Origin of the sequence: Streptomyces fungicidicus (assembly GCF_003665435.1) — a bacterium.
Taxonomy (GTDB): Bacteria; Actinomycetota; Actinomycetes; order Streptomycetales; family Streptomycetaceae; genus Streptomyces; species Streptomyces fungicidicus.
Genome location: NZ_CP023407.1, coordinates 4,742,531 through 4,767,996, shown reverse-complemented (window position 1 = coordinate 4,767,996; position 25,466 = coordinate 4,742,531). Strand labels below are relative to the sequence as shown.

Sequence of the window (25,466 nt, the reverse complement as noted above, 5' to 3'; positions counted from 1 at the left end):
TCTCTCACGTCAGCGTTTTGAACGCGTTCAAGAAGGGGTGGGGCATGGACCGCACCGTCATCGCCTACGTCATCTACCTGGTCGTCAGCCTGGGGCTGACCGTCTGGGTGGCCCGCACGCTCAGCAGCAACGGGCGGGTCTTCCTCGCCGACGTGCTGCACGGGAACGAGAAGCTCGCCGACGCCGTCAACCACCTCCTGGTGGTGGGCTTCTACCTCGTCAACCTCGGCTTCGTCGCGCTGTATCTGAGCGGCGACGACACGATCGCCGACACCCGCGGCATCTTCGAGGCCCTGTCGACCAAGCTCGGCGTGGTGCTGCTGGTGCTGGGCGTGATGCACCTGGCCAACGTGTACGTGCTCAACCGGTTCCGGCGGCGCGGGGTCATGGAGCGGGAGCAGCTCCCGCCGGTCGCGCCGCAGGAGTGGGTCGCCCCCTCGGCCGGGGCGTGAGCGGCGTGACGGCCACACGCGAGGACCGGGGCGCCCCGCGCGTCCCGGTCCGCCGGCTCACCGTGCTGTACGACGCCGAGTGCTCCCTGTGCGCCTTCGTACGGGACTGGCTGGTGCGCCAGCGGCAGCTGGTGCCCCTGGAGCTGGTCCCGGCGGCGTCGGAGGCGGCGCGGGCCCGTTTCCCCGGCCTCGATCACGGGTCCACCCTGGAGGAGATCACCGTCGTGGGCGACGGCGGGCAGGTGTACCGGGGCGCCCACGCCTGGATCGTCACCCTCTGGGCGCTGCGGGAGCACCGGGCGCTGGCCCACCGGCTGAGCACCCCGGCCGGCGCCCGGCTCGCCAAGGGCGCGGTGCTGGCCGCCGCCAAGTGGCGCGGGGCGGTGTCCGGGTGGGGCGGCGGCGTGTACCGCAGGGGCGACGGCTGGACGTACGATCCGCGCGAGGGCTGGAGCTACGCCTCGCCGGGCTGCGTTTCCGGCACCTGCACCGCCCCTTAGCCCGCCCGTCCCTGGCGTTAGGCTCTGTTTCCGTGCCCGCGAAGAACGACGGCCCCGGCGACGGCGCCACTCCCAGCAAGTCCGAGCAGACCCGCGCCCTGATCCTCGAGACGGCCATGCGGCTGTTCCAGGAGCGGGGGTACGACAAGACGACGATGCGGGCCATCGCCCAGGAGGCCGGGGTCTCCGTCGGCAACGCGTACTACTACTTCGAGGGCAAGGAACACCTGATCCAGGGCTTCTACGACCGGATCGCCGCCGAGCACCAGGTGGCGGCCCGGGAGGTCCTGGCCAGGGAGACCGATCTGGAGGCCCGGCTCGCCGGCGTGCTGAAGGCGTGGCTGGACATCGCCACGCCGTACCACGAGTTCGCGGTGCAGTTCTTCAAGAACGCCGCCGACCCGGACAGCCCGCTCAGCCCCTTCTCCCCGGAGTCGGAGCACGCGCGGGCGGAGGCGATCAGCGTCCACCGCGCGGTGCTCGCCGGCACCAGGACCAAGGTGCCGGAGGAGCTGCGGGAGGTGCTGCCCGAGCTGATGTGGCTGTCCCAGATGGGGCTCGTCCTGTACTGGATCTTCGACCGCACCGAGGGCCGGGAGCGCAGCTACCGGCTCGCCGAGCGCGGCGCCCGGCTCACCGCGCGGGGCATCGCCCTGGCCCGCTTCCGGGTGCTGCGGCCGCTGGTGCGGGAGGTGCACGAACTGTTCACGGAGTTCCTGCCGGGCATGACGAAGGCGCTGCCCGACCCGGCGAAGAAGGGGGCGCCCGCCGACGACGGACGCCCCGGCTCCGTCAGCTGACGGCGTCCACCCCGCCCCGACGGCGGGTCGACCCGTCCCGGAGCCGCCCCCGGCAACCCCACGTCCAGCCACACGGCACGAGGCCGGGTCACTCCGCGGGGGCCGCCGTCATGCCTCGCGGGCGGCGAGTTCGATCACTGTGATGTCCGACGGGGCGCCCACCCTGGTGGGTGGCCCCCACGCCCCCGCGCCCCGGCTGACGTACAGCTGTGTGTCGCCGTAGCGGTCCAGGCCCTCGAGGGTGGGGTTGGCGAGGCCGGCGACGAGGTTGCCGGGGAAGAGCTGGCCGCCGTGGGTGTGGCCGGAGAGCTGGAGGTCGACGCCGTGGTCGACGGCGTCGTGGATCTGCACCGGCTGGTGGGCGAGGAGGACGCACGCCCGCGCCCGGTCCCGGTCGCCGAGCGCCTTCGCGAAGTCCGGGCCCTGGCCCTCGCTCTCGCCGGCCACGTCGTTGACCCCGGCCAGATCGAAGTGCGGCAGTTCCGTGCGGGCGTTCTCCAGCGGGTCGATGCCGAGCCGCCGTACCTCGTCCACCCACTGCTCGGCACCGGAGAAGTACTCGTGGTTGCCGGTGACGAAGAAGGACCCGTGACGTGCCCTCAGCTGCGCCAGCGGCGCCGCGGCCGGCCCGAGGTCCTTCACGCTCCCGTCCACCAGGTCCCCCACGACCGCGATCAGGTCCGGCTGGGTCGAGTTGATCGTGTCGACGACCTTCTGCGCGAAGCCCCGCCCGAGCACCGGACCGAGGTGGATGTCGCTGACCACGGCGATCCGGTAGCCGTGCGCCGCGCGGGGCAGCTTGGCGAGCGGCACGGTGACCCGCTTCACCCGCGGCCCGCGCAGCACCCCGTACGTCCCGTAGCCCACGGTCCCCACGGCCGCCGCCGCCGCGGCACCGCCGACCACGCGGGAGACGAACAGCCGGCGGGAGGGAACGGCGAGCGCCGACGGCGGCCCGGACGCGCCGGCGCCGTCGGCCGGCTCCTGACCGGCCGTCCCGGCCGTCCCGGCCGTCTCGGCCGACCCGACCGCCGTCGCCCCGCTCGGGCCCCGCCCGGCCCCCTGCCCGGCCGCTATCGGCTCCGGGGCCGTCGTAACGACCACCGCCGTGTCCGCCGCCGCCCGGTCCCGCCGTTCGAGGATCCGGCGCAGCACCGGCCGCACCAGCTCACCCGCGAGCACCGCCAGCAGCAGGTACAGCGCCAGGGCCAGCCACAGGAACCCGGGCCAGGCCAGCACCTGCTGGAGCCAGAAGGGCGCCCCGGAGCGCTCCGCCACGAGAGCCCCGACGGTCAGCGCCCACCCTCCGGCGACGACCACCGCGCCCGCGCGGCGCACCGCGCCCGGACCCTGCGTGGTGTCCCTGAACAGACGCCTCCACACGTACCAGTTGCCCGTCACCAGGACGGCCAGGACCAGCAGTGCGATGAGTACGAAGAAGACGATGGCCACGAGGCGGAGTTCCCCTGCTTCCCGTTACGACGTCCGTGACGTCCGGCTCAGTGCGCGAAGACCGCGCAACCCGATGCCCCCGATGACCGTCCCCAATACGAAGGAGACGACGGCGAGCGTCAGGTGAACGAAGAAGTAGGCCGTCGGGTGCCCGTCCTCGAACGCGAGTCCGCTGCCGTCCTTGACCAGGCTCTTGACGAAAGTGATCCAGATGACCCAGCTCCACACCCCGAAAGCGAGCAGGAACCAGGAGACAGGACGGCTGAGTTTCACCGGAACAGACCTTTCGTCGCAGCACCGGGCTCCCGGGACGGGCCGGGGGTCCGGGGGTCGTCCCCCGGAGGAGCACGGCATGGCTCCAGTATCACCGGGACCTGTCCGAATCCCTGCCCGGGGTGGGGGCCTGCCCGGGACTTCGACGGACATGGCATGTACGTTTCCGGTCGTGCCCGCACCCAAAAACACCGTCAGGCGCCCGCTGTTGGTCGCCTCCGCCGTCCTCTTGTCCACCGCGCTGACCTCACCCGTGGCGCTCGCGGCCCCCAAGCCGTCGACGAGCCCGTCGGCCACTCCCCCGGCGAAGATGTCGACCGTGGGCGGCGCCCGGCTCGGGCAGCCGGGGACCCAGGTCAACCTCGCCGGCGGGGTGCCGGTGCTGCCGAAGGGTCTGTCGGGCCGGTCCTGGATCGTCGCCGACGCCGAGTCCGGCGACGTGCTCGCCGCGCACAACGCGCACTGGCGGCTGGCCCCGGCGAGCACGCTGAAGATGCTGTTCGCCGACACGCTGCTGCCGAAGTGGCCCAAGACCACGGAGCACAAGGTCGAGCCGTCGGACATGGCCGGGATCGGCTCGGGGTCCAGCATGGTCGGCATCAAGGAGGACGAGACGTACTCCGTCCACGACCTGTGGCTGGGTGTCTTCCTTCGCTCCGGCAACGACGCGGTGCACGTGCTGTCGGCGATGAACGGCGGCGTGAAGAACACCGTCGACGAGATGAACGCGCACGCCGAGGAGCTCCAGGCCCTCGACACACACGTGGTCAGCCCGGACGGCTACGACGCCCCGGAACAGGTGTCGTCCGCGTACGACCTGACGCTGTTCGCGCGGTCCGGCATGCAGAAGAAGGACTTCCGGGAGTACTGCTCGACGGTCAGCGCGAAGTTCCCGGGCGAGACGAAGAAGAACAAGAAGGGCAAGAAGGTCCGCGGGTCCTTCGAGATCCAGAACACCAACCGGCTGCTGGCCGGCGACTACGACGTCCCCGTCTACCAGGGCATAGCGGGTGTGAAGAACGGCAACACCACCAACGCCGGCGCCACCTTCACCGGGGTCGCCGAACGTGACGGCAAGGTGCTGCTGGTCACCGTGATGAACCCGCGGACGAACGAGAGCAACGAGGTCTACAAGGAGACCGCGAAGCTCTTCGACTGGGGCTTCGAGGCGGCCGGCAAGGTCGAGCCGGTGGGCGAGCTGGTGCCGCCGAGGAGCGCCGCCGAGGCCCAGCCGGGTCCGTCCGCCTCCGCCGGTGAGGCCGGGGGCTCCGGGGACGGCGCCGCCGGGGGCGGGGCGAAGCCGGTGGCGAGCGCCGCGTCGGGCGGCGGCGCCGACGGCGCCGGGGTCGCGCTGGGCATCGCCGGCGGGGTCGTCGCACTGCTCGCGGGCGGCGCGTTCCTGGTCAACCGTCGCTGGCCGCTGCCGGACCTGGTGCGCCGCCGCCCGCGTCCGTGAGCCCGGGCGCCTCCTCCTCCCTGCTCTGCGTCGCCGTCCAGGCGGCGCAGAACAGGACGAGTTTCGCGGTGAAGTTGATCCACAGCAGCAGGGCCACCGGGACGCCGAACGCGCCGTACATGCTCTTCGCGGCCACGCCCTGCATATAGCCGCTGAGCAGCAGCTTGAGCAGTTCGAAGCCGATCGCGCCGGTGAGCGCGGCGACGATCAGCCGGCGCCGGGCGGGTTCGACGCCGGGCAGCAGGGTGAGGACGTACAGCAGGAGCAGGAAGTCGGCGCCGACGGCGACGGCGAACGCCGCCACGTGCAGGACGATCCCGCCCCAGCCGCCCTTCTCCAGTCCGATGGCGTCGCTGATCCGGCCGACCATCGCGGAGGCGACCGTCGAGGCGGCCAGGGTGATCAGGACCGCGCCGCCCAGGCCGACGAGTATGCCCGCGTCCTTGCCCTTGCGCAGGAACGGGTTCTCCTCCTCGTCGGGCAGCTCCCACACCGCGCGCAGGCACTCGCGCATGGCTCCGGCCCAGCTGATGCCGGTGAACAGCAGGACGGCGCCGGCGATGAGGCCGATGGTGCCGGCGTTCTCCACCAGGTCCCCGATGTTCAGCTGGTCGGAGATGCCCGGCACCTGGTCGGCGATCTTCCTCTGGAGGGTGTTCTGCTGGTCCTGGCTCAGCGTCGCGGCGCCTACCGCGGCGGCCACGGTGAGCAGCGGGAACAGCGCGACGAAGCTCCGGAACGTCATCGCGGCGGCCAGCCGTGTCCAGTGCACGCGGTCCAGGCGCTCGTACGACCGCCACGCGTGCGTCAGCATCAGCCGCGCCATCCACGGCCCGACGCCCGGGAGCCTTTTCAGCCAGTCCATGACCCGACTCTGCCCGCATCACGGAAGACCAATGTCCTGGTTCCCCAGAACCTGACGACCGTGGCCGGCACCATGCCGACGACCGCGCCGGACACGGTGTCCGCGCGCTGCGAGGTGAGGCCGAGCCCGTAGTGGCTGACGGCCAGGCAGAGGAGCTGCAGGGCGGCGCCCGCGAGGTTCACCGCGAAGAACAGGGCGTAGGGGCGCGGGCCGCGGACCCGGCAGCCGCGGTAGGTGCCGTGGGCGTTGCCCGCGTAGGCGACGGTGCAGCCGGCGACGAAGGAGAGCGCCTTGGCGGTGAGCGGGTCGAGTCCGGCGGGGCCGCGCAGACAGGTGAACACGGCCAGGTCGACGGCGTAGGCGAGCAGCCCGGCGGTGGCGAAGCCGAGGAGCTCGCGCCGCCGGGCGGCCGGGCCGGGCCTCACCAGTCGACCACCGCGAGGGCGTACATCGCCGCCCACACCAGGCCGATGACGGCGAGCGCGCGGTCGCCCAGCACCACGTCCTCGGGTTCGCCGGCGGTGCCGCGGTCGGCGAAGACGGCGTAGCGCAGGACGGCGAGGACGAAGGCGACCACCGAGAGCTGCCGCCAGGGCAGCACGCTGGTGTGCGGCACGCCGCCCTCCTCCAGGGCCCACAGGCAGTAGCCGAGGACGGCGACGCCGGCCGCGAGCTGCCAGACGAAGCGGAGGTAGCCGGTGCTGTACTCGGTGAGCAGGGCGCGCGTGGCGCCCGCCTTCCCCGCCATCTGCACGGCCTCCGAGTAGCGCTTGGCCGCGACCATGAACAGCGCTCCGAACCCGGTGGTGATCAGGAACCAGCGCGACAGCGGGATGCCGAGGGCGAGCCCTCCGGCCGCCGCCCGCATCAGGAAGCCGGTGGTGACGACGACGAGGTCGACGACGAGGACGTGCTTGAGGCTGACGCAGTACGCCAGTTGCATGGCGAGGTAGGCGGTCAGCAGCGCGGCGACCTCCGGGGGGCACAGCCGGGCCGCGGCGAAGGGCGCGAGGACGCCGAGGGCGGTCCCCGCGGCGTAGGCGGCGGGCACGGGGACCCGGCCGGCGGCGACCGGGCGGCGGCACTTGACGGGGTGGGCGCGGTCGGCCTCGGCGTCGCGTGCGTCGTTGACGAGGTAGACGGCGGCGGCGCAGGCGGTGAACAGGACGAAGACCAGCGCGAGCCGGGTCAGGGCGCGCACGGAGAACAGCTCGCCGGCGGCGGCCGGGGCGGCGATCACCAGGACGTTCTTGATCCACTGCTTGGGCCGGGCGGTCAGCAGGAGGCCGACGAGGAGACCGCCGTCGTCGGGCGGTGCCGCCTGCCGGCGGTCGGAGCGCTCGCGCAGGAGGGTCATGCGGTGCCTCCGGTCATCCAGCGGGCGCCCAGCCGGGCCGTCAGCGCGCCCAGGGCGGCGCCTGCCGCCACGTCCGACGGGTAGTGGACCCCCGCCACCAGGCGGGAGACGCACACGGCGGCGGCGAGCGGCGGCACGGCGCGGGAGCCCAGCGCGCCGAAGGCGACGGCGGCGGCCGCCGCGGAGGTGGCGTGCGAGCTGGGGAAGGAGTGCCGGCCGACCGTGCCGACCAGGGGTTCGACATGCGTGGGACGCGGCCGGCGGACCACCCGCTTCAGGGCCGAACTGGCCACGTGGGCACCGGCGGTGAGCGCGGTGCCGCGCAGCCAGGCGCCGCGCCGCCGGCGGTCCACGACGGCCCCGGCGAGGCCCGCCGCCAGCCACAGCGCCCCGTGCTCCCCCGCCCGGGACAGGGCCCGGGCGGCGCCGGCCACGTGCGGGTCGGCGCCGCACGCCCGGAGGGCCGACACGATCCGGTGGTCCACGCCGGGGAGACCGGGAGGGCGGTCCTGGGGGTCGTCCATGTGGACCACTGTTCACGCCCGGCGGGCCGGAGCCGCCACCCTTATGCGGCGACATCCCATTAATCACCCGTTTCGGGGACGAGGATGACGTTTCAAAACCAATCAGTCACACATGGACGATACGGTCGCCGTCATGCCTGCCGACACCGTTCCCGTCACGGGGTGGGGCCGCACCGCTCCCACCGCCGCCCGGCTGATCCGCCCCCGGACGTACGAGGAGACCGTGCGGGCCGTCCGGGAGTGCGGGGCCCGCGGGGGCATCGCGCGGGGGCTGGGGCGGGCGTACGGGGACGCGGCGCAGAACGCGGGCGGCGCGGTGCTCGACATGACGGGCCTGGACCAGGTCCACGCGGTCGACGCCGACGGCGGCACCGTGCTGTGCGACGCGGGCGTCTCGCTGCACCGGCTGATGGAGGTGCTGCTGCCGCTCGGCTGGTTCGTGCCGGTCACACCCGGCACCCGCCATGTGACGGTCGGCGGGGCGGTCGGCGCCGACATCCACGGCAAGAACCACCATGTCTCCGGCTCGTTCTCCCGCCATGTGCTGTCCCTGGAACTACTCACCGCCGACGGGCGGATCCGCACGGTCGTGCCGGGCACGCCGCTGTTCGAGGCGACCGCGGGCGGCATGGGACTGACCGGGGTGATCCTGACGGCGACGGTCCGGCTCCAGCCGGTCGAGACCTCGCTGATGTCGGTCGACACCGAACGCGCGAGCGACCTCGACGACCTGATGGCCCGTATGGCCGACACCGACCACCGCTACCGCTACTCGGTCGCCTGGATCGACCTGCTGGCCCGCGGCGGGTCCACCGGCCGCGCGGTGCTGACGCGCGGCGACCACGCTCCCCTGGACGCGCTGCCCCGCGGCACGCGCGCACGCGCGGAGCCCCTGTCCTTCCGCACCTCCCGCCTCCCGGCCGCCCCCTCCTTCGTGCCCGGGGGCCTGCTCAACCGCACCACGGTGGGGCTGTTCAACGAGGTCTGGTACCGCAAGGCGCCCCGCGCGCGGACCGGGCAGCTCCAGCGGATCCCCGCGTTCTTCCACCCCCTGGACGGCGTGCCGCACTGGAACCGGGTCTACGGCCCGGGCGGCTTCGTGCAGTACCAGTTCGTCGTCGGGCACGGCCGGGAGGACGCCCTGCGCCGGATCGTGCGGCGGATCTCCGAGCGCCGCTGCCCGTCCTTCCTCGCCGTCCTCAAACGCTTCGGCGAGTCCGACCCAGGCTGGCTGTCCTTCCCGGTGCCGGGCTGGACCCTGGCCCTGGACGTCCCGGCGTCCCTGCCCGGCCTCGGCGCCTTCCTCGACGCGCTCGACGAGGAGGTCGCCGCCGCCGGCGGACGCGTCTACCTCGCCAAGGACTCCCGGCTGCGCCCGGAGCTGCTCGCGGCCATGTACCCCCGCCTGGACGACTTCCGCGCGCTGCGGGGCGAACTGGACCCGCGCGGGGTGTTCGTCTCCGACCTGGCCCGCCGCCTCCGTCTCTAGGCAAGATCTAGGAGCTGTCATGAAGGACGCCTTCGGCCTCCCCCAGTCCCTGCTCGTCCTCGGCGGTACGTCCGAGATCGCGCTGGCCACCGCCCGGCGGCTGATCGCCCGCCGCACCCGCACGGTGTGGCTGGCCGGCCGCCCCTCCCCCGCCCTGGACGAGGCCGCCGGCCGACTGCGCGACCTGGGCGCCGAGGTGCGCACCGTCGCCTTCGACGCGCTCGACCCCGCCGCCCACGAGGAGGTGCTCGGCAAGGTCTTCGCCGAGGGCGACGTCGACATGGTGCTGCTGGCCTTCGGCACCCTCGGCGACCAGGCGCACGACGAACGGGACCCCGCGGCCGCGGTGCGGGTCGCGCAGACCAACTACACCGGCGCCGTCTCGGCGGGCCTGGTGTGCGCGGGCGCACTCCAGGCGCAGGGCCACGGCTCGCTGGTGGTGCTGTCCTCCGTCGCGGGCGAGCGGGCGCGCCGCGCGAACTTCATCTACGGCTCCAGCAAGGCCGGCCTGGACGCCTTCACCCAGGGCCTGGGCGACGCGCTGTACGGCACGGGCGTGCACGTCATGGTCGTGCGCCCCGGATTCGTGCGGACGCGGATGACGGCCGGGCTGCCCGAGGCGCCGCTGGCGACCACTCCGGAGGCGGTCGCGGCCGCCGTCGAGCTGGGGCTGCGGCGCCGCTCGGAGACGGTGTGGGTGCCGGGCGCGCTGCGGGTGGTGATGTCGGCGCTGCGGCATCTGCCGCGGGCGGTGTTCCGGCGGCTGCCGCTCTGAACCCCGGGAGGGGACGGCGGCGGGGCGCTCAGTGGGCGGAGACGGATCCCCGGTCCACGCTGCCGGCCTGCGGGGGCACCACCGCCGTGCCGAAGGGGAACTCGCGCAGCTTGCGCCACACCCCGTCGGCGCCCTGTTCGTAGAGCGCGAAGCCGGTGCAGGGCCACTGGGCCTCGTAGTCGGCGAGGTCGGCGTAGGCGCGGTCCATGGCCGCCTCGTCGATCCCGTGCGCCACGGTGACGTGCGGGTGGTACGGGAACTGCAGCTCGCGCGGGACCGGGCCGGAGGGGTCACGGACCTGCTTCTGCAGCCAGGTGCACGCCGCGCCGCCCTCCACGACCTGGACGTAGACCACCGGCGTGAGCGGGCGGAAGGTGCCGGTGCCGAACAGCCTCATGGGGAACGGGCGGGCGGCCACCGCGACCTCGGCCAGATGCGCCTCGACGGCCGGCACCACGGCCTCGTCGATCTCCGTCGGCGGCAGCAGGGTGACGTGCGTGGGGATACCGTACGCCGCGGCGTCGCCGAAGCCCGCGCGCAGCTGCTGAAGCCGGCTGCCGTGAGGCTCCGGGACCGCGATCGACACACCGATCGTTACGGTCCCCACGTCGTCTCCTGTCGTTGTGGTGGTGAAGCGCGGTGGTGAAGGTCCGGTGAGCGCGGGGTGACCGTCCGAACGGTCACCCTGTCATCGACTGTACGACCACGACCCGGATGCGGGCAGGCGCAACCGGAGTGATGTGCGGCGCTGTGCGGGGGTACGGATCGCGGGCGCGGGCCGGTTCAGCGCCGGTTCGGGGCGGGGTCGCCGGTGCCCGGCGGTTCAGTGCTTGGCGGGCAGGAAGCCCACCCGGTCGTAGGCCCGTGCGAGGGTCTCGGCGGCGACGGCCCGGGCCTTCTCGGCGCCCTTGGCCAGGACCGAGTCGAGCGTCTCGGGGTCGTCCAGGTACTGCTGGGTGCGCTCCTTGAAGGGAGTCACGAACTCGACCATGACCTCGGCGAGGTCCGTCTTGAGGGCGCCGTAGCCCTTGCCGGCGTACCTCTCCTCCAGTTCGGGGATGCCCGTCCCGGTGAGGGTCGAGAAGATCGTGAGGAGATTGCTCACACCGGGCTTCTCGACGACGTCGTAGCGGATCACCGTGTCGGTGTCGGTGACCGCGCTCTTCACCTTCTTGGCGGTGGTCTTCGGCTCGTCCAGGAGGTTGATGAGGCCCTTCGGCGTGGACGCCGACTTGCTCATCTTGATCGACGGGTCCTGGAGGTCGTAGATCTTCGCCGTCTCCTTGAGGATGTACGGCTTCGGCATCGTGAAGGTCTCGCCGAACCGGCCGTTGAACCGGTCGGCGAGGTCACGGGTGAGCTCGATGTGCTGGCGCTGGTCCTCGCCCACCGGCACCTCGTCGGCCTGGTAGAGCAGGATGTCCGCGACCTGGAGGATCGGGTACGTGAACAGTCCGACGGAGGCGCGGTCGGCGCCCTGCTTGGCGGACTTGTCCTTGAACTGGGTCATGCGGGAGGCCTCGCCGAACCCGGTGAGGCAGTTCATGACCCAGGCGAGCTGCGCGTGCTCGGGCACGTGGCTCTGCACGAAGAGCGTGCAGCGGTCCGGGTCGAGTCCGGCTGCCAGGAGCTGGGCGGCGGCGAGCCGGGTGTTGGCGCGCAGCACGTCCGGGTCCTGCGGCAGCGTGATCGCGTGCAGGTCGACGACCATGTAGAACGCGTCGTGGGTCTCCTGCAGGGCCACCCACTGGCGGACGGCGCCCAGGTAGTTGCCGAGGTGGAACGAGCCTGCGGTGGGCTGGATTCCGGAGAGCACGCGAGGTCGGTCAGTCGCCATGCACACCATTCTCTCAGGTCCCGCGGGGCGGTCCGGAACCGACCGGAAACAGGTGGGAACCCATTCGTCCCCGGCGGTGTAACAGGAGAGTGAGGACGCGGGAGGGGGGCCGCACCGTCGATGAGGCCGCGGTGACCGCACGCGCACGCGCCGGGGAGCCGGAGGCGTACGCGGAGGACGTGGTGCAGCAGGCCTTCGTCAAGGCGTACCGCGCGCTGGGCCGGTTCCGGGACGGCATGGCGTTCCGGCCGTGGCTGCCGTCGATCGTGGCCGACGAGTCGAGGAACACCGTGCGCGACGGGCACGCGGCGGCCCGGTACATGACCGGACCGCCGCGGGGCGCGTCGAGCAGGGTCGGGCTGCCTCAGCCGAGGTCGATCTCCGGGTAGAGCGGGAAGCCGGCGACCAGGTCGGTGGCGCGGCGGGAGATCTCGTCGGCGACCTTGGCGTCGAGGACGTGGGCGGCCTTGGAGGGGGCGCCGGACTTGGTGGTGCCGGGCTCCGTGGTGGTGAGGACGCGGTCGATGAGACCGGCGACCTCGTCCATCTCGGCGGTGCCCAGACCGCGCGTGGTGAGCGCGGGGGTGCCGATGCGGATGCCGGAGGTGTACCAGGCGCCGTTGGGGTCGGCGGGGATGGCGTTGCGGTTGGTGACGATGCCCGAGTCGAGCAGGGCGGCCTCGGCCTGGCGGCCGGTGAGGCCGTAGGAGGTGGCGACGTCGATCAGGTTGAGGTGGTTGTCGGTGCCGCCGGTGACCAGGGTGGCGCCGCGGCGCATCAGGCCCTCGGCGAGGGCGCGGGAGTTGTCGACGATGCGCTGGGCGTAGTCCCGGAAGGCGGGCTGCCGGGCCTCGGCGAGGGCGACGGCCTTGGCGGCCATGACGTGCGGGAGCGGGCCGCCGAGGACCATCGGGCAGCCGCGGTCGACCTGGTCCTTGAGGGAGTCGTCGCACAGCACCATGCCGCCGCGCGGGCCGCGCAGCGACTTGTGGGTGGTGGTGGTGACGATCTGGGCGTGCGGGACCGGATCGAAGTCGCCGGTGAGGACCTTGCCGGCGACCAGACCGGCGAAGTGGGCCATGTCCACCATGAGGGTCGCGCCGACCTCGTCGGCGATCTCCCGCATGATCCGGAAGTTCACCAGACGGGGGTAGGCGGAGTAGCCGGCGACGATGATCAGCGGCTTGAACTCGCGGGCGGAGACGCGCAGGGCCTCGTAGTCGATCAGGCCGGTGGCCGGGTCGGTGCCGTAGGACCGCTGGTCGAACATCTTGCCGGAGATGTTCGGGCGGAAGCCGTGGGTGAGGTGGCCGCCGGCGTCCAGGGACATGCCGAGCATGCGCTGGTTGCCGAAGGCCTGGCGCAGCTCGGCCCAGTCGGCCTCGGAGAGGTCGTTGACCTGGCGGGCGCCGGTCTTCCGCAGGAAGGGGGCCTCGACGCGGTCGGCGAGGACGGACCAGAAGGCGACGAGGTTGGCGTCGATGCCGGAGTGCGGCTGGACGTAGGCGTGGCGGGCTCCGAAGAGCTCCTTGGCGTGCTCGGCGGCGAGCGACTCGACGGTGTCGACGTTGCGGCAGCCGGCGTAGAAGCGGCGGCCGACGGTGCCCTCGGCGTACTTGTCGCTGAACCAGTTGCCCATCGCGAGGAGGGTGGCCGGGGAGGCGTAGTTCTCGGAGGCGATCAGCTTGAGCATCTCGCGCTGGTCGGCGACCTCCTGGCCGATCGCGTCGGCCACGCGGGGCTCGACGGCGCGGATCACGTCGAGGGCGGAGCGGAAGGCGGTGGACGCGGGGGTGAGCGGCTGCTCGGCGGCTGACATGGGGACCTCCGGACGTGGCGTTCTGCGTTCACGGTACGGCCCAGGCGCACGGCACATGTGCCGGTCCCGGCGGGGCACGGTCCCGGGGGCCGCTTCCCGATGGTTGTTCCCATCCCTGCACGCCAGTCACAGCCCGCCGTCAGGCTACCGGGTGGCACGGGGTGCCGAGGTGCGGCGTCCACCATGCGGGCCACGGCGACGGCCGGGTGGCCGTGTGCGTGCCTCCCCGGGCGCGTGGGGCCTGGACGCGCAGTTCCCCGCGCCCCTGGAGGGGCGCTCCTCGTGAGCCCTGTTCACAGGATCACGTGCGGCAGGAAGCGGGCGTACTCGTCCGTCACCGGGCCGGAGGACTCGCGGATGCCCAGGCCGGCCGACTCGTCCTCCACCACCCAGGCGCCCAGGACGACGTGGTTGCCGTCGAAGGTGGGGAGGGGGGCGAGTTGCTGGTAGCAGCAGGGTTCGTCGCGGAGGACGGGGTCGGTACCGGGCTCGTGCAGGGTCACGCCGGCGCCCTCACGGCCGAGCAGGGGTTTGGCGACCCAGCCGGTGGTGTCCGCCAGCTCCCGCGGGCCGTCCAGGTGGGCGGGGAGGAGGTTGGGGTGGCCGGGGTAGAGCTCCCAGAGGATCGCCAGCAGGGCCTTGTTGCTGAGGAGCATCTTCCAGGCGGGCTCGATCCACAGGGTGGTCCCGGTGCCGCCGCCGTTGTCGAGGGTGTCGAGCACATGGCCGGCGAAGCGGTCGGTGGTGAGCCACTCCCAGGGGTACAGCTTGAAGATGCTGCGGATGAACCGGAGCCCGTTGTCGACGAAGCGGCCGGAGAGGCGGTCCCAGCCGATCTCCTCCATCGACAGCCATTCGGTGGCGAGGCCGGCCTGCTCCGCGGTCTCCTTGAGGTAGGCGACGGTCATGAGGTCCTCGCCGAGCTCGTCGGCGGAGGAGTGGGCGAAGTACAGGGGGCTGCCCGGCGGGAGGAGGCCGGCCTGCTTCTTCCAGGCGTCGACGAGGCGTTCGTGGAGGGAGTTCCACTGGTCGGCGCCGGGGAAGCGCTCCTCCATCCAGAACCACTGCGGGGAGGCGGCCTCCACCAGGGAGGTCGGGGTGTCGGCGTTGTACTCCAGCAGCTTCGCCGGGCCCGTCCCGTCGTACCGGAGGTCGAAGCGGCCGTAGACGGAGGGGAGTTCGGCACGCCGCTGCCAGGCCTCGGCGACCACGCGGACGACGCGCGGGTCGGTGATGCCGAGGTCGGCGAACCGGCCGGCGGTGACGATGTGCTCGGCCGCCGCGAGACACATGCCGTGCAGTTCCTCGACGACCTCCTCCAGCGCCTCGACCTCGTCCAGGGTGAAGACGTAGTAGGCGCTCTCGTCCCAGTAGGGGCGCAGGGAGCCGTCGGGGTACCGGGTGAGCGGATAGATGAGCCCCTGCTCCTCGACGGTCTGCTGCCAGCCGGGGCGGGGCTCGACGGTGCGGCGTTCCACGGGCCGCTCAGCCGCCGCTGCTGCCGGAGCAGCCGAAGCCGCCCCGGTCGACGGCCTCGCTGCGGCTGAAGGTGCCGTAGTCGGCGTAGCCGTCGCTGACGTCGGCGTCGTAGTACCAGTCGGCGTCGACCCGGGACACGCCGCCCTTGCCGACCGAACCGGAGGTCGTGCCCGAGGACTTGCAGTTCTTGTCGGCGACGATCTTGTAGCCGTCGAGGTAGTCGTAGCTGTCCCGGTCCACGCACCGCCGGTCCGGGTCCGACCCGCACGACGTCAACGCCGCCGCGAGCACACCCATGCCCCCGAGCACCACCGTGCTGGACCTCAACCGCCGCCGCGTCTGAGCCATGACTCCCCCTCGTACTCCCCCGGGTCACCTGTCCCGGCTCGCGGCGGCAAGCCTAGAGACCACCCGCGGGCCCCGTGAAGGAGCCCCCCGCCGGCGGCACTTCCCCGCAGACCCTTTGCGGCGCTTGATCCGTTATGGCCGGCCCGGCGCGTCACGGCAGGGCCCGGCACAGGGCCTCCAGCGTGCCGGACCAGGCGTGGTCCGGCGGGGTGGCGTAGCCGACCACCAGGGCGTCGCCGGCGGTGCCGCCGGCGGCGGGGTGGCGGTAGCGGGAGAGGCCGTGCACGGCGAGGTTCTGCCAGGTGGCTGCCTGGACGACGGACTGCTCGGTGCCGGGCGGGAGTTGCAGGACGGCGTGCAGGCCGGCCGCGACGCCGGTGACGCGCACGTCGGGCGCCCGGTCGGCCAGGGCCCCGGCCAGGGAGTCGCGGCGGCGGCGGTAGCGGAGGCGGGCGGCGCGGACGTGGCGGTCGTAGGCGCCGGAGGTGAGGAACTCGGCGAGGGTGAGCTGTTCGAGGGCGCTGACGGAGCGTCCGCCGCCGTGGGCGACGACGTCCGGGAGGAGGGAGGGGGGCAGCACCATCCAGCCGAGCCGGAGTCCCGGCGCGAGGGACTTGCTGGCCGTGCCGAGGTGGACCACGTGATCGGGGTCGAGGTTCTGCAGCGCGCCGACGGCCTGGCGGTCGTAGCGGAACTCGCCGTCGTAGTCGTCCTCCAGGATCAGTCCGCCGGTGCGGCGGGCCCAGTCGACGACGGCGGCGCGGCGCTCCGGCCGCAGCGCCCCGCCGAGGGGGAACTGGTGGGCCGGGCTGAGCAGCACGGCGTCGGCGTCGCCCGGGTCCTGCGCGCGGGTGCCGAGCGCGTCGAAGGGCAGCGGGGTGGTGGTCAGGCCGGCGCGGGCGGCCAGGTCCCAGTGGACGTCCAGTCCGTAGGGCTCCACGGCGAGGGTGCGGGCGCCCCGGGCGCGCAGCACCTCGCAGAGCAGCTGGAGGCCGTGGGCGAAGCCGGAGCAGACGACGATCCGTTCGGCGTCGGCCCGTACGCCCCGGACCCGCGCGAGGTAGTCCGTGAGGGCCGCGCGCAGTTCCGGGCGGCCGCGCGGGTCGCCGTAGCCGAGGGCGTCGTGCGGGGCGGATGCGAGGGCGCGGCGGGTGGCCCTGAGCCATTCGGCGCGCGGGAAGGAGGAGAGGTCGGGGGTGCCGGGGACGAGGTCGTGGGACAGCCTGCCGGGTGCGCGCCGGGGGGCGGCGGGGGCGGGCGGCCGGGGCACCTCGCGGGGGGCGACGCGGGTGCCGGAGCCCTGGCGTGCGGTGAGCCAGCCCTCGGCGACCAGATCGCCGTAGGCGTCGGCGACGGTGTTGCGGGCGATGCCCAGGTCGGCGGCGAGGGAACGGGAGGAGGGCAGCCGGGTGCCGGGGGCGAGCCGGCCGGTGCGGACGGCCTCGCGGAGGGCGTCGGTCAGGCCGCGGCGCAGGCCGGGGCCGGCCGGTTCGAGGTGCAGGTCGATGCCCGAAGTGGCCCGGTGTTCCGCCATGGAAGTGGACCATACCCCCGGGCCGGTCCGCTCCTAGGGTCGAGGCATGACCACCACAGCGACACACCCGACGTACGCCCCCGAGCCGCCCGTCCGGCTGGAGTGGGCCGAGCACGCGCCCGAGGTCTACAAGGCGATGATCCGGCTGGACGCCGCCGCCCGTAAGGGCCTCGACCCCACGCTGCGCGAGCTGGTGAACATCCGCGCCTCCCAGCTCAACCACTGCGCCCTCTGCCTGGACATGCACACCAAGGACGCGCTCGCGGCGGGCGAGAGCGTCGAGCGGATCGTCCAGCTCAGCGCATGGGAGGAGTCGCGGCACTTCTACACGGAGCGGGAACTCGCCGCCCTGGAGCTGACGGAGGCCGTCACGGTCCTGACGGACGGGTTCGTGCCCGACGAGGTGTACGCGACGGCCGCCGAGCACTTCGGGGAGGCGGAGCTGGCGCAGCTGATCGCCGCGATCACGGTGATCAACGCCTGGAACCGGTTCGGCGTGACCTGCCGGAGGGCCCCCGGCCACTACACGCCGGGACAGCACGCATGACGGCACGGACGACCCGTCTCGACGCCGGTGTCCGCACCGCGCTGCGGGCGATGGGCGCCGCCGCCAGGGAGGGCCTCGGCGATCCGGGGCTGGCCGAGCTGGTGCAGATCCGCGCCTCGCAGCTCAACCACTGCGCCTTCTGCCTCGACATGCACCTCGCCCTCGCCCGCGAGGACGGCGCGGTGACCGAGGCGCAGCTCGGCCTGCTGAACGCCTGGGAGGAGGCCGGGGACGACGTCTTCGACGCGCGGGAGCGGGCGGCGCTGGAGCTGACGGAGGCGGTCACCGTGCCGACCGGGGGCGCCTCCCGGCCGCAGTCCGGGGGAGGGTTCGTGCCCGACGAGGTGTACGAGCGGGCGGCCGCGCACTTCGACGCCGCCCGGCTCGCTCACCTCGTCGCCCTGATCACCGTCATCAACAGCTGGAACCGGCTGATGGTGGCCCGCCGGATCCCGCCGGGCGGCACCGCCTGGTGAACCGGCGGGTCAGGGCAGCCACTTCCGCCAGGTGGACTCGTGGCCGTCCACCCACTTGCGTGCCGCGTCCCGCGGTGACAGCTTCTGCTCGGCGATCAGCAGGGACACCTCGTTCTGGTCCTCCGTCGTCCACCGGAACCTCTCCAGGAAGTCCGCCGCCTCGCCGCCGTGCCCGGCGAAGTCCGCGTTGAGGTACTTCTGCAGCGGTGTGACCGGATAGGCGCAGGCCACCTTCTCCGGGTCGGCGTCGCAGCCCTCCTCGTACGCGGGCAGCTTCACCTCGGTCATCGGCACCTTCTCGGAGAGCCACTGGGGGGTGTACCAGTAGGTGAGGAAGGGCTTGCGCTCCTTGGCGAACTGCTTGATCTGGGTGATCTGCGCGGCCTCGGAGCCGGCGAACACCACCCGGTAGTCCAGCTTCAGGTTCTTCACCAGCGCCTTGTCGTTGGTGACGTAGGACGGCGAGCCGTCCATCAGCTGGCCCTTGCCGCCGCTCTCCGGGGTGCGGAACCGGTCGGCGTACTTGTTGAGGTTCTTCCAGTCCGTGACGTCGGGGTGCCGCTCGGCGAAGTACGTCGGCACGTACCAGCCGATGTGCCCGGTGACGCCGAGGTCGCCGCCGGGCACGATCGTCTTCTTGTCCCGGACGTACCGCCGCTCCTGCTCGGGGTGCCCCCAGTCCTCCAGGATCGCGTCGACGCGGCCCTGGCTGAGCGCGTCCCAGGCCGGCACCTCGTCGACCTGGACGGTGTCGACGCGGTAGCCGAGTTCGTGCTCCAGCAGGTACTGGGCGACGGCCACGTTGGCCTGTGCGCCGACCCAGGACTGCACGGACAGGGTGACCGTCCGGGCGCCCCGCGCGTTGGCGAAGGGGGACGACTGCGTGGTCATGTCGGCGGCGCCGCAGCCGGTGGCCAGCACCAGCACGGCGGCGGCCGCCGTGAATCGCGTACGGGACATGGTTCAGGCTCCCTTCGCCGTACGGCGCTCGGTCGGCTGTGTCACCCGGTCGAGCATCAGCCCCAGGCAGACGATCGCGGCACCGGCGACCAGGCCGGTCGCCAGGTCGCCCTGGGCGAGGCCGAAGACGACGTCGTAGCCGAGCGCGCCGCCGCCGACCAGGCCGCCGATGATGACGACGGCGAGGACCAGGACGACGCCCTGGTTGACGGCGAGCAGCAGGGCGGGGCGGGCCAGCGGCAGCTGCACCTGCCGCAGTTGCTGCCCGCCGGTCGCGCCCAGCGAGCGGGCGGACTCCAGGGCGGCCGGGTCGACCTGGCGCAGGCCCTGGGCGGTGATGCGGACGACGGCCGGCAGCGCGTAGACGACCGCGGCGGCGACGGCCGGGGCGCGGCCCACGCCGAACAGGGCGACGACGGGGATCAGGTACACGAACTGCGGCATCGTCTGGAACACGTCCAGGACGGGGCGCAGCAGCCGTGCGAAGCGGTCGCTGCGGGCCGCGGCGACACCGGTCGCGAGGCCGATGACGAGGGTGACGGCGACGGCCGCGAGGACCTGGGAGAGCGTGTCCAGCGACGCGTTCCACACGCCGAGCACCCCGATCGCGGCCATGGCGAGGACGGCGGTGAGCGCGGTGCGCCAGGTGCCGATCAGCCAGGCCGGGACGGCGACCAGCAGAAGGACCGACCACCAGGGCAGCCACTGCAGTCCGTCGCGGAGCGGGTCGAGGACCCAGGTGGTGAAGTGGCCCGCCCAGTCGGCGGTGCCGCCGATCACGGGCACGCCGGAGTACAGGTGGTCGGTCATCCAGTCGACGGCCCGGTTGACCGGTTCGGCGATGCCCAGGACCCAGCCGTCGGGCCACTCCAGGCGGCCGGCGAGACGTCCGGCGACCGCGACGGCCGCGGCGGCGGCCAGGGCGTACGCCCACCGCGCGCGGGCGTGCGGGGCGGGTTCCCGGCCGAGGCGCGCGCCGGCCGCGCCGGTCACCCGGTCGAGGACGACGGCGAGCAGCACGATCGGGATGCCGGCGGCGAGCGCGGCGCCCACGTCGACCGAGGCCAGCGCCTGGTAGACGCGGTCGCCGAGACCTCCGGCGCCGATCACGGAGGCGATGACGGCCATGGACAGCGCCATCATGATCGTCTGGTTGAGGCCGAGGAGGAGTTCCCTGCGGGCCAGCGGGATGCGGGCGGTCAGCAGGCGCTGGCGGGCGGTGGCCCCGAGTGACTCGACCGCCTCCAGCACCTCCTTGTCGGCGCCGCGCAGCCCGAGGGCGGTGAGCCGGGCCATGGGCGGGGCGGCGTAGACGACGGTGGCCAGGACGGCCGCGGGGACGCCGATGCCGAAGACCAGGACGACGGGCAGGAGGTAGGCGAAGGCCGGCAGGACCTGCATGGTGTCGAGGACCGGGCGCAGCGCACGGTCCATCCGGGCGGAGAGCCCGGCGGCGAGGCCGAGGAGCACGCCGACGAGGACGGACGCGGCCACCGCCACCACCATGAGCGCGAGCGTCTGCATGGTCGGGACCCACATGCCGAGCAGGCCGCAGGCGAGGAACGCGGCGGCGGTCCCCAGCGCCAGGCGGACGCCCGCGACGCGCCAGGCGACCAGGCTCGACACGGCGGTCACTCCCGCCCAGCCGACGGCGAGGAGGGCGAGGTAGACCGCGCGTACGGAGAGGACCACGGCGTTGCTGACATGGCCGAGGAAGTGCAGGAACAGGGGGTGGGTGTCCCGGTTGTCGATGATCCAGTCGCTGGTCGCGGCGAGGGGGGCCGAGACGTCGACGGTGAGGGCCTCGGGCCAGGTGCCGCTGGACCAGCGGGCGGCGGCCAGGGGGACGAGGACGGCGGCGAGCAGGGCGAGGGCGAGGAGCTTGCGGGCGGCTCCGTTCGCCGGGATGCCCGGTGGGGACGTCTTCCGGGTCGTCGCTGTGAGCGCTGCCATCACACCGGCTCCTCGGTGGTGGTGGCGGTGGGGGGTTTCAGCTCGCGGCGCTCAGCCGGCGCCGGCGCGCCCGCCCGCGCCGCCCCGGCGGCACGACTGCCCGCACCCGCGAGTCCCGCGACCACGTCCAGGAGTGCGGCCGCGTCGACCACGCCCAGGCACCTGCCCTTGTCGAGGACGCGGGCCGTGCTGCCCGCGCGGGAGACCGCCTCGATGGCTTCCGAGACGGTGGCGTCGGGGCGTACCGCCGGGCCCGTGGCGGCCTCCTCCGCCGAGGAGGCGGGGCGCATCGCCGTGCGGACGGTCAGGACCTGTTCGCGGGGGACGTCACGGACGAACTCGCGGACGTAGTCGTCGGCCGGCGAGCCCACGATCTCCTCCGGCGTCCCGAGCTGGACCACGCCGCCGTCGCGCATCAGGGCGATGCGGTCGCCGAGCTTCAGGGCCTCCTGGAGGTCGTGGGTGATGAAGACCATGGTGCGGCCCTCCTCGCGGTGCAGCCGCACCACCTCCTCCTGCATGTCGCGCCGGATCAGCGGGTCGAGCGCGCTGAACGGCTCGTCGAAGAGGAGCACCTCGGGGTCCACCGCCAGCGCCCGTGCCAGGCCGACGCGCTGGCGCTGGCCTCCGGAGAGCTGGGCGGGCCTGCGCCGCTCCATGCCCTCCAGGCCGACCTTGGCGACGACCTCGGCGGCCCGCTCCCGGCGTTCCGCCCTGCCCATGCCCTGGATCTCCAGGCCGTAGGCGACGTTGTCGAGGACGGTGCGGTGCGGCAGCAGGCCGAAGTGCTGGAAGACCATCGCGGCCCGGTGCCGGCGCAGGGCCCGCAGCCGGGCCCTGTCCATGGCGCGGACGTCCTCGCCGTCGATGGCGATGGTGCCGGCGGTGGGCTCGATCAGCCGGGTCAGACAGCGCACCAGCGTGGACTTGCCGGAGCCGGACAGGCCCATGACGACGAAGACCTCGCCCTTGCGGACGTCGAAGGAGACGTCCCGGACGGCGGCCGTGCAGCCGGTGCGGGAGCGCAGCCCGGCCGGGTCGAGGGCGGCGAGTTCGGGGTCGGCGGGGACGCGGCCGGCCTTCGGGCCGAAGACCTTCCACAGCCCTTCGACGGAGAAGACGGGAGTGGTGCTCGCGGTCGCGGTGCTCATCACGCACCACCGCCGATCAGGTCGACGGCACGCTCGCCGACCATCAGGACCGTGATCATGGGGTTCACGGCGGTCATCGTCGGGAAGACGGAGGCGTCCGCGACGCGGATGCCCTCCAGTCCGCGGATCCGCAACTCGGGGTCGACGACGGCCTGTTCGTCGTCCGCGGCGCCCATGCGGCAGGTTCCCGCCGGGTGGTAGACGGTGTGCGCGGCCTTACGGGCGTACTCGCCGAGCTCCTCGTCCCCGGTGACGTCCGGTCCCGGGGCCACCTCGCGCTTGAGCCACTGGGCGAGGGGTTCGGTCCTGGCGATCTCGCGGGCGACGCGGATGCCGTCGACCAGGGTGCGGCCGTCGTAGTCGTCCTCGTCGGTGAAGTAGCGGAAGTCCAGGGCGGGCTTCACGGACGGGTCGGCGCTGGTGAGGTACAGCCGGCCCCGGCTCCTGGGCTTGGGGATGTTGGGGGTCATCGAGACGCCGAACGGCGGGCGTTCGTAGCCCAGTCGCTCCGGGTTGTCCGTGAACGGGATCTGGTAGAAGTGGAACATCAGGTCGGGGCCGGGGTGTTCGGGGTCGCGGCGCACGAAGAGGCCGGCGTCGGAGTCCATCGCGGAGTTCTCGGGGAGGGGTCCGTCCGTCTCCCAGACGATCACCGACTCGGGGTGGTCGAGCAGGTTCTCGCCGACGCCGGGCAGGTCGTGCGCCACCGGTATGCCGAGCGCTTCGAGATCCCCGCGGGGGCCGATGCCGGAGTGCAGCAGCAGGCGCGGCGAGTCGACGGCGCCGGCGCACAGGACGACCTCGTTCCGCGCGCGGACGAGGATCTCCTCGCCGTCCTTGGTGCGCGCGTGGACGCCCTCGGCGCGGGTGCCGTCCAGCTCCAGCCGGTACGCCCAGGTCTCCAGCAGCAGGGTGAGGTTGGGGCGTTCGTCCATCACCGGGTGGAGGTAGGCCACCGACGCCGACGAGCGCTTGTTGTCCTCCGGGTGGTAGGCGAGGTCGAAGAAGCCGACGCCCTCGGTGAAGGGCTTCTGGTTGAAGCCCTCGATGCGGGGGACCCCGAGGGCCTGCTGCGCCGCGTCGACGAAGTCGCGGGCGATGGCGTTCCGGTCCTTCTCGTCCACCGGGACGATGTTGTTCTTGAGCCGGGCGTAGTACGCCTCCATGGGCACCGCGCCCCAGCCCTCGGCGCCGGCCCGCTCCCACTCGTCCCAGTCGGACGGCAGCGGCTTGAACGCGATGAGCGTGTTGTGCGAGGAGCAGCCGCCGAGGACGCGGGCCCGGCTGTGCCGGATGTGCGAATTGCCGCGCGGCTGCTCGGTGGTGGGGTAGTCGTAGTCGAGCTCGCCGCCGAGCAGGCCCATCCAGCGGCGCAGCGTCAGCACGTCGTCGCGGCCGACGTCGCTGGGGCCGCCCTCGATGACGGCGACGGTGACGTCCGGGTTCTCGGTCAGCCGGGAGGCGATGACGGAGCCTGCCGTGCCGCCGCCCACGACGACGTAGTCGTAGGTGTGGTCGCGGAGGGGCGGGTGATCGGGTTCGTGGGTGTGAGCGGGCATCCTGGTGGTACTCCTCCGGGGAGTCGGGACGGGTGGGTGGGTCGCGGCTTGGGGAGGGGCCGGCCGGGGCCGTCGCCGGGCGTGCCGCGGTTCAGCCCGCGAACCAGCGGACCGGCCTGGGCGCCAGGTTCTGGTAGACGTGCTTGGTCTCGCGGTACTCGGCGAGACCGGCGGGCCCGAGCTCGCGGCCCACTCCGCTCCTGCCGAAGCCGCCCCACTCCGCCTGCGGGAGGTAGGGGTGGAAGTCGTTGATCCACACGGTGCCGTGGCGCAGCCGTCCGGCCACCCGGCGGGCGCGGCCCGCGTCGGCGGTCCACACGGCCCCGGCCAGCCCGTACTCGGTGTCGTTGGCGAGGGCGACGGCCTCGTCCTCGGTGCGGAACGTCTCGACGGTGAGGACCGGTCCGAAGACCTCCTCGCGGACGACCCGCATCTCGCGGTGGCAGCGGTCGAGGACGGTCGGCTCGTAGAAGTAGCCGGCCTCGGGGCGGGCGGCGGACGGCTCGGGCCGCTTGCCGCCGGAGCGCAGCACCGCACCCTCCTGGAGCGCGGACTCGACGTACGCCTCGACCTTCGCGCGCTGCTGCGCGGAGACCAGCGGGCCGCACTCCACGCCGTCCTCGGTGCCGCGGCCGAGCCTGATCCGCTCGGCGCGGCGGGCGAGTTCGGCGACGAAGCGGTCGCGGACGGTCTCCTCGACGATCAGCCGCGCGCCCGCGGAGCAGACCTGGCCGCTGTGGATGAAGGCCGCGTTGAGCGCCTGGTCGACGGCGGTGTCGAAGCCGTCGTCGGTGGCGCAGGCGTCGGCGAAGACGACGTTGGGGTTCTTGCCGCCGAGTTCGAGGGCCACCTTCTTCACGCCGGGGGCGGCGGCCTGGGCGACCTTGGTGCCGCTGACCAGCCCGCCGGTGAAGGAGACCAGGTCCACGTCGGGGTGCTCGGCGAGGCGGGCGCCGACGGTGTGGCCGGGTCCGGTGACGATGTTGGCCGTCCCGGCGGGGAGTCCGGCCTCGGTCAGCAGGTCGATGAGGGCGACGGTGGTCAGCGGGGTGATCTCACTGGGCTTGACCACGAAGGTGTTGCCGGCCGCGAGCGCCGGAGCGATCTTCCAGCTGGCCTGGAGCAGCGGGTAGTTCCAGGGCGTGATCAGCGCGCAGACACCGACCGGCTCGTGCACCACGACGCTGTGCACGTCGGGCGTGCCCGCGTCGACGACCCGCCCCGGGGCCTCCCCGGCGACCAGGTCGGCGAAGTAGCGGAAGGCGTCGGCGACACAGTCGATGTCGACGCGCCCCTCCTCGACGGTCTTGCCCGCGTCCCGGCTCTCCAGCAGGCCGAGTTCCTCCCGGTCCCGGGTGAGCAGTGCGGCGACGCGGCGCAGCAGCGCGGCCCGTTCCGCGACGGGCGTGCGCGGCCAGGGGCCCTCGTCGAAGGCGCGGCGGGCGGCGGCCACCGCGAGGTCGGTGTCCCGTTCGTCGCCCTCCGCGACCACGGCGAACGGCAGGGCGTAGGCGGGGTCGAGGATCTCGCGCGTGGCCCCGGAGACGGCCGCCCGCCATTCGCCCCCCGCGTGGATGGTGCCGCGCGCCCGGAGTTCCGTACTGTCCGCCATGATCGGTGACTGCCTTCCGTTCCTGTTCGGCGCCCGTGAGTGACACGGGTGTCGTCCACGGGACCGGGTGCTTCTGCCCATCGGTCCCGTATGCATGCGGAATCGATGGCCGGGAGTGGGTCGCGTCACCGAAACCAAGGGCAGAACGGAAGATAACGCCCATAACGCAGGCGAGCCGTCACGGCTCGCCCAACGCACAGGGCCCCGCACCGGGGGAACCGGTGCGGGGCCCTGCGAGGCCTGAGCCT

25 protein-coding genes and 1 pseudogene are annotated in these 25,466 nt (G+C 73.2%); 9 read left to right on the top strand and 17 right to left on the bottom strand.

The annotated features are described in order from the left end of the window. Positions 1 to 44 precede the first annotated feature (44 nt). The 3 genes from CNQ36_RS21950 to CNQ36_RS21940 are packed head-to-tail and all read left to right on the top strand — an operon-like array spanning position 45 to position 1,752. Positions 45 to 452, top strand: a complete 408-nt coding sequence (locus CNQ36_RS21950; RefSeq protein WP_004926756.1) for a hypothetical protein — start codon at positions 45 to 47, stop codon at positions 450 to 452. Further along, the gene (locus tag CNQ36_RS21945; protein WP_004926758.1) at positions 449 to 952 is read left to right on the top strand and encodes a thiol-disulfide oxidoreductase DCC family protein; all 504 of its coding nucleotides are present in this window, start codon (positions 449 to 451) and stop codon (positions 950 to 952) included. Before CNQ36_RS21950 ends, CNQ36_RS21945 begins: the two co-directional genes overlap by 4 nt. Positions 953 to 984: 32 nt before the next feature. Further along, positions 985 to 1,752, top strand: a complete 768-nt coding sequence (locus tag CNQ36_RS21940) for a TetR/AcrR family transcriptional regulator (RefSeq protein ID WP_004926762.1) — start codon at positions 985 to 987, stop codon at positions 1,750 to 1,752. Positions 1,753 to 1,860: 108 nt separating this feature from the next. Here the strand turns inward: CNQ36_RS21940 and CNQ36_RS21935 are convergent, their stop codons facing one another. Both CNQ36_RS21935 and CNQ36_RS21930 read right to left on the bottom strand, forming a co-directional pair. Next, positions 1,861 to 3,204, bottom strand: coding sequence for a metallophosphoesterase (locus CNQ36_RS21935; RefSeq protein WP_121547236.1), 1,344 nt, complete (start codon positions 3,202 to 3,204; stop codon positions 1,861 to 1,863). Between the two features lie 24 nt (positions 3,205 to 3,228). Then, positions 3,229 to 3,477 (bottom strand): SCO4848 family membrane protein, encoded by a 249-nt coding sequence (locus tag CNQ36_RS21930; RefSeq protein ID WP_121547235.1) that lies wholly within the window; start codon positions 3,475 to 3,477, stop codon positions 3,229 to 3,231. A gap of 172 nt (positions 3,478 to 3,649) precedes the next feature. Here CNQ36_RS21930 and CNQ36_RS21925 point away from each other — a divergent pair, with 172 nt between their 5' ends. Beyond that, positions 3,650 to 4,933 (top strand): D-alanyl-D-alanine carboxypeptidase family protein, encoded by a 1,284-nt coding sequence (locus tag CNQ36_RS21925; RefSeq protein ID WP_228313037.1) that lies wholly within the window; start codon positions 3,650 to 3,652, stop codon positions 4,931 to 4,933. Here the strand turns inward: CNQ36_RS21925 and CNQ36_RS21920 are convergent. The 4 genes from CNQ36_RS21920 to CNQ36_RS21905 are packed head-to-tail and all read right to left on the bottom strand — an operon-like array spanning position 4,881 to position 7,679. Further along, positions 4,881 to 5,798: a YihY/virulence factor BrkB family protein gene (locus CNQ36_RS21920; RefSeq protein ID WP_004926772.1), complete on the bottom strand. Its 918-nt coding sequence runs from the start codon at positions 5,796 to 5,798 to the stop codon at positions 4,881 to 4,883. The genes CNQ36_RS21925 and CNQ36_RS21920 overlap by 53 nt on opposite strands. Continuing rightward, positions 5,786 to 6,223, bottom strand: coding sequence for a GtrA family protein (locus CNQ36_RS21915; RefSeq protein ID WP_040906297.1), 438 nt, complete (start codon positions 6,221 to 6,223; stop codon positions 5,786 to 5,788). Before CNQ36_RS21915 ends, CNQ36_RS21920 begins: the two co-directional genes overlap by 13 nt. After that, positions 6,220 to 7,155, bottom strand: coding sequence for a decaprenyl-phosphate phosphoribosyltransferase (locus CNQ36_RS21910; protein ID WP_121547233.1), 936 nt, complete (start codon positions 7,153 to 7,155; stop codon positions 6,220 to 6,222). The genes CNQ36_RS21915 and CNQ36_RS21910 overlap by 4 nt, the downstream gene beginning before the upstream one ends. Beyond that, a complete protein-coding gene (locus tag CNQ36_RS21905; RefSeq protein ID WP_121547232.1) occupies positions 7,152 to 7,679 on the bottom strand; it encodes a phosphatase PAP2 family protein in 528 nt (175 codons plus the stop codon). The genes CNQ36_RS21910 and CNQ36_RS21905 overlap by 4 nt, the downstream gene beginning before the upstream one ends. A gap of 133 nt (positions 7,680 to 7,812) precedes the next feature. On the opposite strand from CNQ36_RS21905, the gene CNQ36_RS21900 reads away from it, so the two are divergent. Together CNQ36_RS21900 and CNQ36_RS21895 are read left to right on the top strand one after the other, a co-directional pair. After that, positions 7,813 to 9,168 (top strand): decaprenylphosphoryl-beta-D-ribose oxidase, encoded by a 1,356-nt coding sequence (locus tag CNQ36_RS21900; protein ID WP_121548544.1) that lies wholly within the window; start codon positions 7,813 to 7,815, stop codon positions 9,166 to 9,168. Positions 9,169 to 9,187: 19 nt separating this feature from the next. Continuing rightward, positions 9,188 to 9,943 carry a decaprenylphospho-beta-D-erythro-pentofuranosid-2-ulose 2-reductase gene (locus CNQ36_RS21895; protein ID WP_121547231.1) on the top strand — a complete coding sequence of 252 codons (756 nt, stop codon included), beginning with the start codon at positions 9,188 to 9,190 and terminating at the stop codon, positions 9,941 to 9,943. A 28-nt stretch (positions 9,944 to 9,971) separates the two neighbouring features. On the opposite strand, the gene CNQ36_RS21890 is transcribed toward CNQ36_RS21895, so the two are convergent. After that, positions 9,972 to 10,550: a 2'-5' RNA ligase family protein gene (locus CNQ36_RS21890; protein WP_121547230.1), complete on the bottom strand. Its 579-nt coding sequence runs from the start codon at positions 10,548 to 10,550 to the stop codon at positions 9,972 to 9,974. Positions 10,551 to 10,766: 216 nt separating this feature from the next. Then, positions 10,767 to 11,780 carry a tryptophan--tRNA ligase gene (trpS, locus tag CNQ36_RS21885; RefSeq protein ID WP_121548543.1) on the bottom strand — a complete coding sequence of 338 codons (1,014 nt, stop codon included), beginning with the start codon at positions 11,778 to 11,780 and terminating at the stop codon, positions 10,767 to 10,769. 89 nt (positions 11,781 to 11,869) lie between these two features. On the opposite strand from trpS, the pseudogene CNQ36_RS21880 reads away from it, so the two are divergent. Further along, positions 11,870 to 12,127: pseudogene (locus CNQ36_RS21880) on the top strand (sigma factor); the annotation flags it as partial. Between the two features lie 17 nt (positions 12,128 to 12,144). On the opposite strand, the gene CNQ36_RS21875 reads toward CNQ36_RS21880, so the two are convergent. From CNQ36_RS21875 to pdxR, 4 genes are all read right to left on the bottom strand, one after another. After that, on the bottom strand, positions 12,145 to 13,599 hold the full coding sequence (locus tag CNQ36_RS21875) for a glycine hydroxymethyltransferase (protein ID WP_004926790.1): 1,455 nt from the start codon (positions 13,597 to 13,599) through the stop codon (positions 12,145 to 12,147). A gap of 293 nt (positions 13,600 to 13,892) precedes the next feature. Further along, positions 13,893 to 15,077 carry a glutathionylspermidine synthase family protein gene (locus CNQ36_RS21870; RefSeq protein ID WP_121547229.1) on the bottom strand — a complete coding sequence of 395 codons (1,185 nt, stop codon included), beginning with the start codon at positions 15,075 to 15,077 and terminating at the stop codon, positions 13,893 to 13,895. 7 nt (positions 15,078 to 15,084) lie between these two features. Continuing rightward, positions 15,085 to 15,426 (bottom strand): hypothetical protein, encoded by a 342-nt coding sequence (locus CNQ36_RS21865; RefSeq protein WP_121547228.1) that lies wholly within the window; start codon positions 15,424 to 15,426, stop codon positions 15,085 to 15,087. Positions 15,427 to 15,577: 151 nt separating this feature from the next. Next, complete coding sequence (gene pdxR / locus CNQ36_RS21860; protein WP_121547227.1) at positions 15,578 to 16,960, bottom strand: MocR-like pyridoxine biosynthesis transcription factor PdxR; 1,383 nt, start codon at positions 16,958 to 16,960, stop codon at positions 15,578 to 15,580. 46 nt (positions 16,961 to 17,006) lie between these two features. Here pdxR and CNQ36_RS21855 point away from each other — a divergent pair, with 46 nt between their 5' ends. Together CNQ36_RS21855 and CNQ36_RS21850 are read left to right on the top strand one after the other, a co-directional pair. Then, complete coding sequence (locus CNQ36_RS21855; protein WP_004926801.1) at positions 17,007 to 17,507, top strand: carboxymuconolactone decarboxylase family protein; 501 nt, start codon at positions 17,007 to 17,009, stop codon at positions 17,505 to 17,507. Beyond that, complete coding sequence (locus tag CNQ36_RS21850; protein ID WP_121547226.1) at positions 17,504 to 17,983, top strand: carboxymuconolactone decarboxylase family protein; 480 nt, start codon at positions 17,504 to 17,506, stop codon at positions 17,981 to 17,983. Before CNQ36_RS21855 ends, CNQ36_RS21850 begins: the two co-directional genes overlap by 4 nt. A gap of 9 nt (positions 17,984 to 17,992) precedes the next feature. Here the strand turns inward: CNQ36_RS21850 and CNQ36_RS21845 are convergent, their stop codons facing one another. The 5 genes from CNQ36_RS21845 to CNQ36_RS21825 form a co-directional block, all read right to left on the bottom strand. Then, positions 17,993 to 18,943: an ABC transporter substrate-binding protein gene (locus CNQ36_RS21845; protein ID WP_121547225.1), complete on the bottom strand. Its 951-nt coding sequence runs from the start codon at positions 18,941 to 18,943 to the stop codon at positions 17,993 to 17,995. 3 nt (positions 18,944 to 18,946) lie between these two features. After that, the gene (locus CNQ36_RS21840) at positions 18,947 to 20,896 is read right to left on the bottom strand and encodes an ABC transporter permease (protein WP_121547224.1); all 1,950 of its coding nucleotides are present in this window, start codon (positions 20,894 to 20,896) and stop codon (positions 18,947 to 18,949) included. Beyond that, a complete protein-coding gene (locus tag CNQ36_RS21835; protein WP_121547223.1) occupies positions 20,896 to 22,047 on the bottom strand; it encodes a quaternary amine ABC transporter ATP-binding protein in 1,152 nt (383 codons plus the stop codon). Before CNQ36_RS21835 ends, CNQ36_RS21840 begins: the two co-directional genes overlap by 1 nt. Then, positions 22,047 to 23,606, bottom strand: coding sequence for a GMC family oxidoreductase (locus CNQ36_RS21830; RefSeq protein WP_121547222.1), 1,560 nt, complete (start codon positions 23,604 to 23,606; stop codon positions 22,047 to 22,049). The genes CNQ36_RS21835 and CNQ36_RS21830 overlap by 1 nt, the downstream gene beginning before the upstream one ends. A gap of 91 nt (positions 23,607 to 23,697) precedes the next feature. Continuing rightward, a complete protein-coding gene (locus tag CNQ36_RS21825; protein WP_121547221.1) occupies positions 23,698 to 25,218 on the bottom strand; it encodes an aldehyde dehydrogenase family protein in 1,521 nt (506 codons plus the stop codon). Positions 25,219 to 25,466 lie beyond the last annotated feature (248 nt).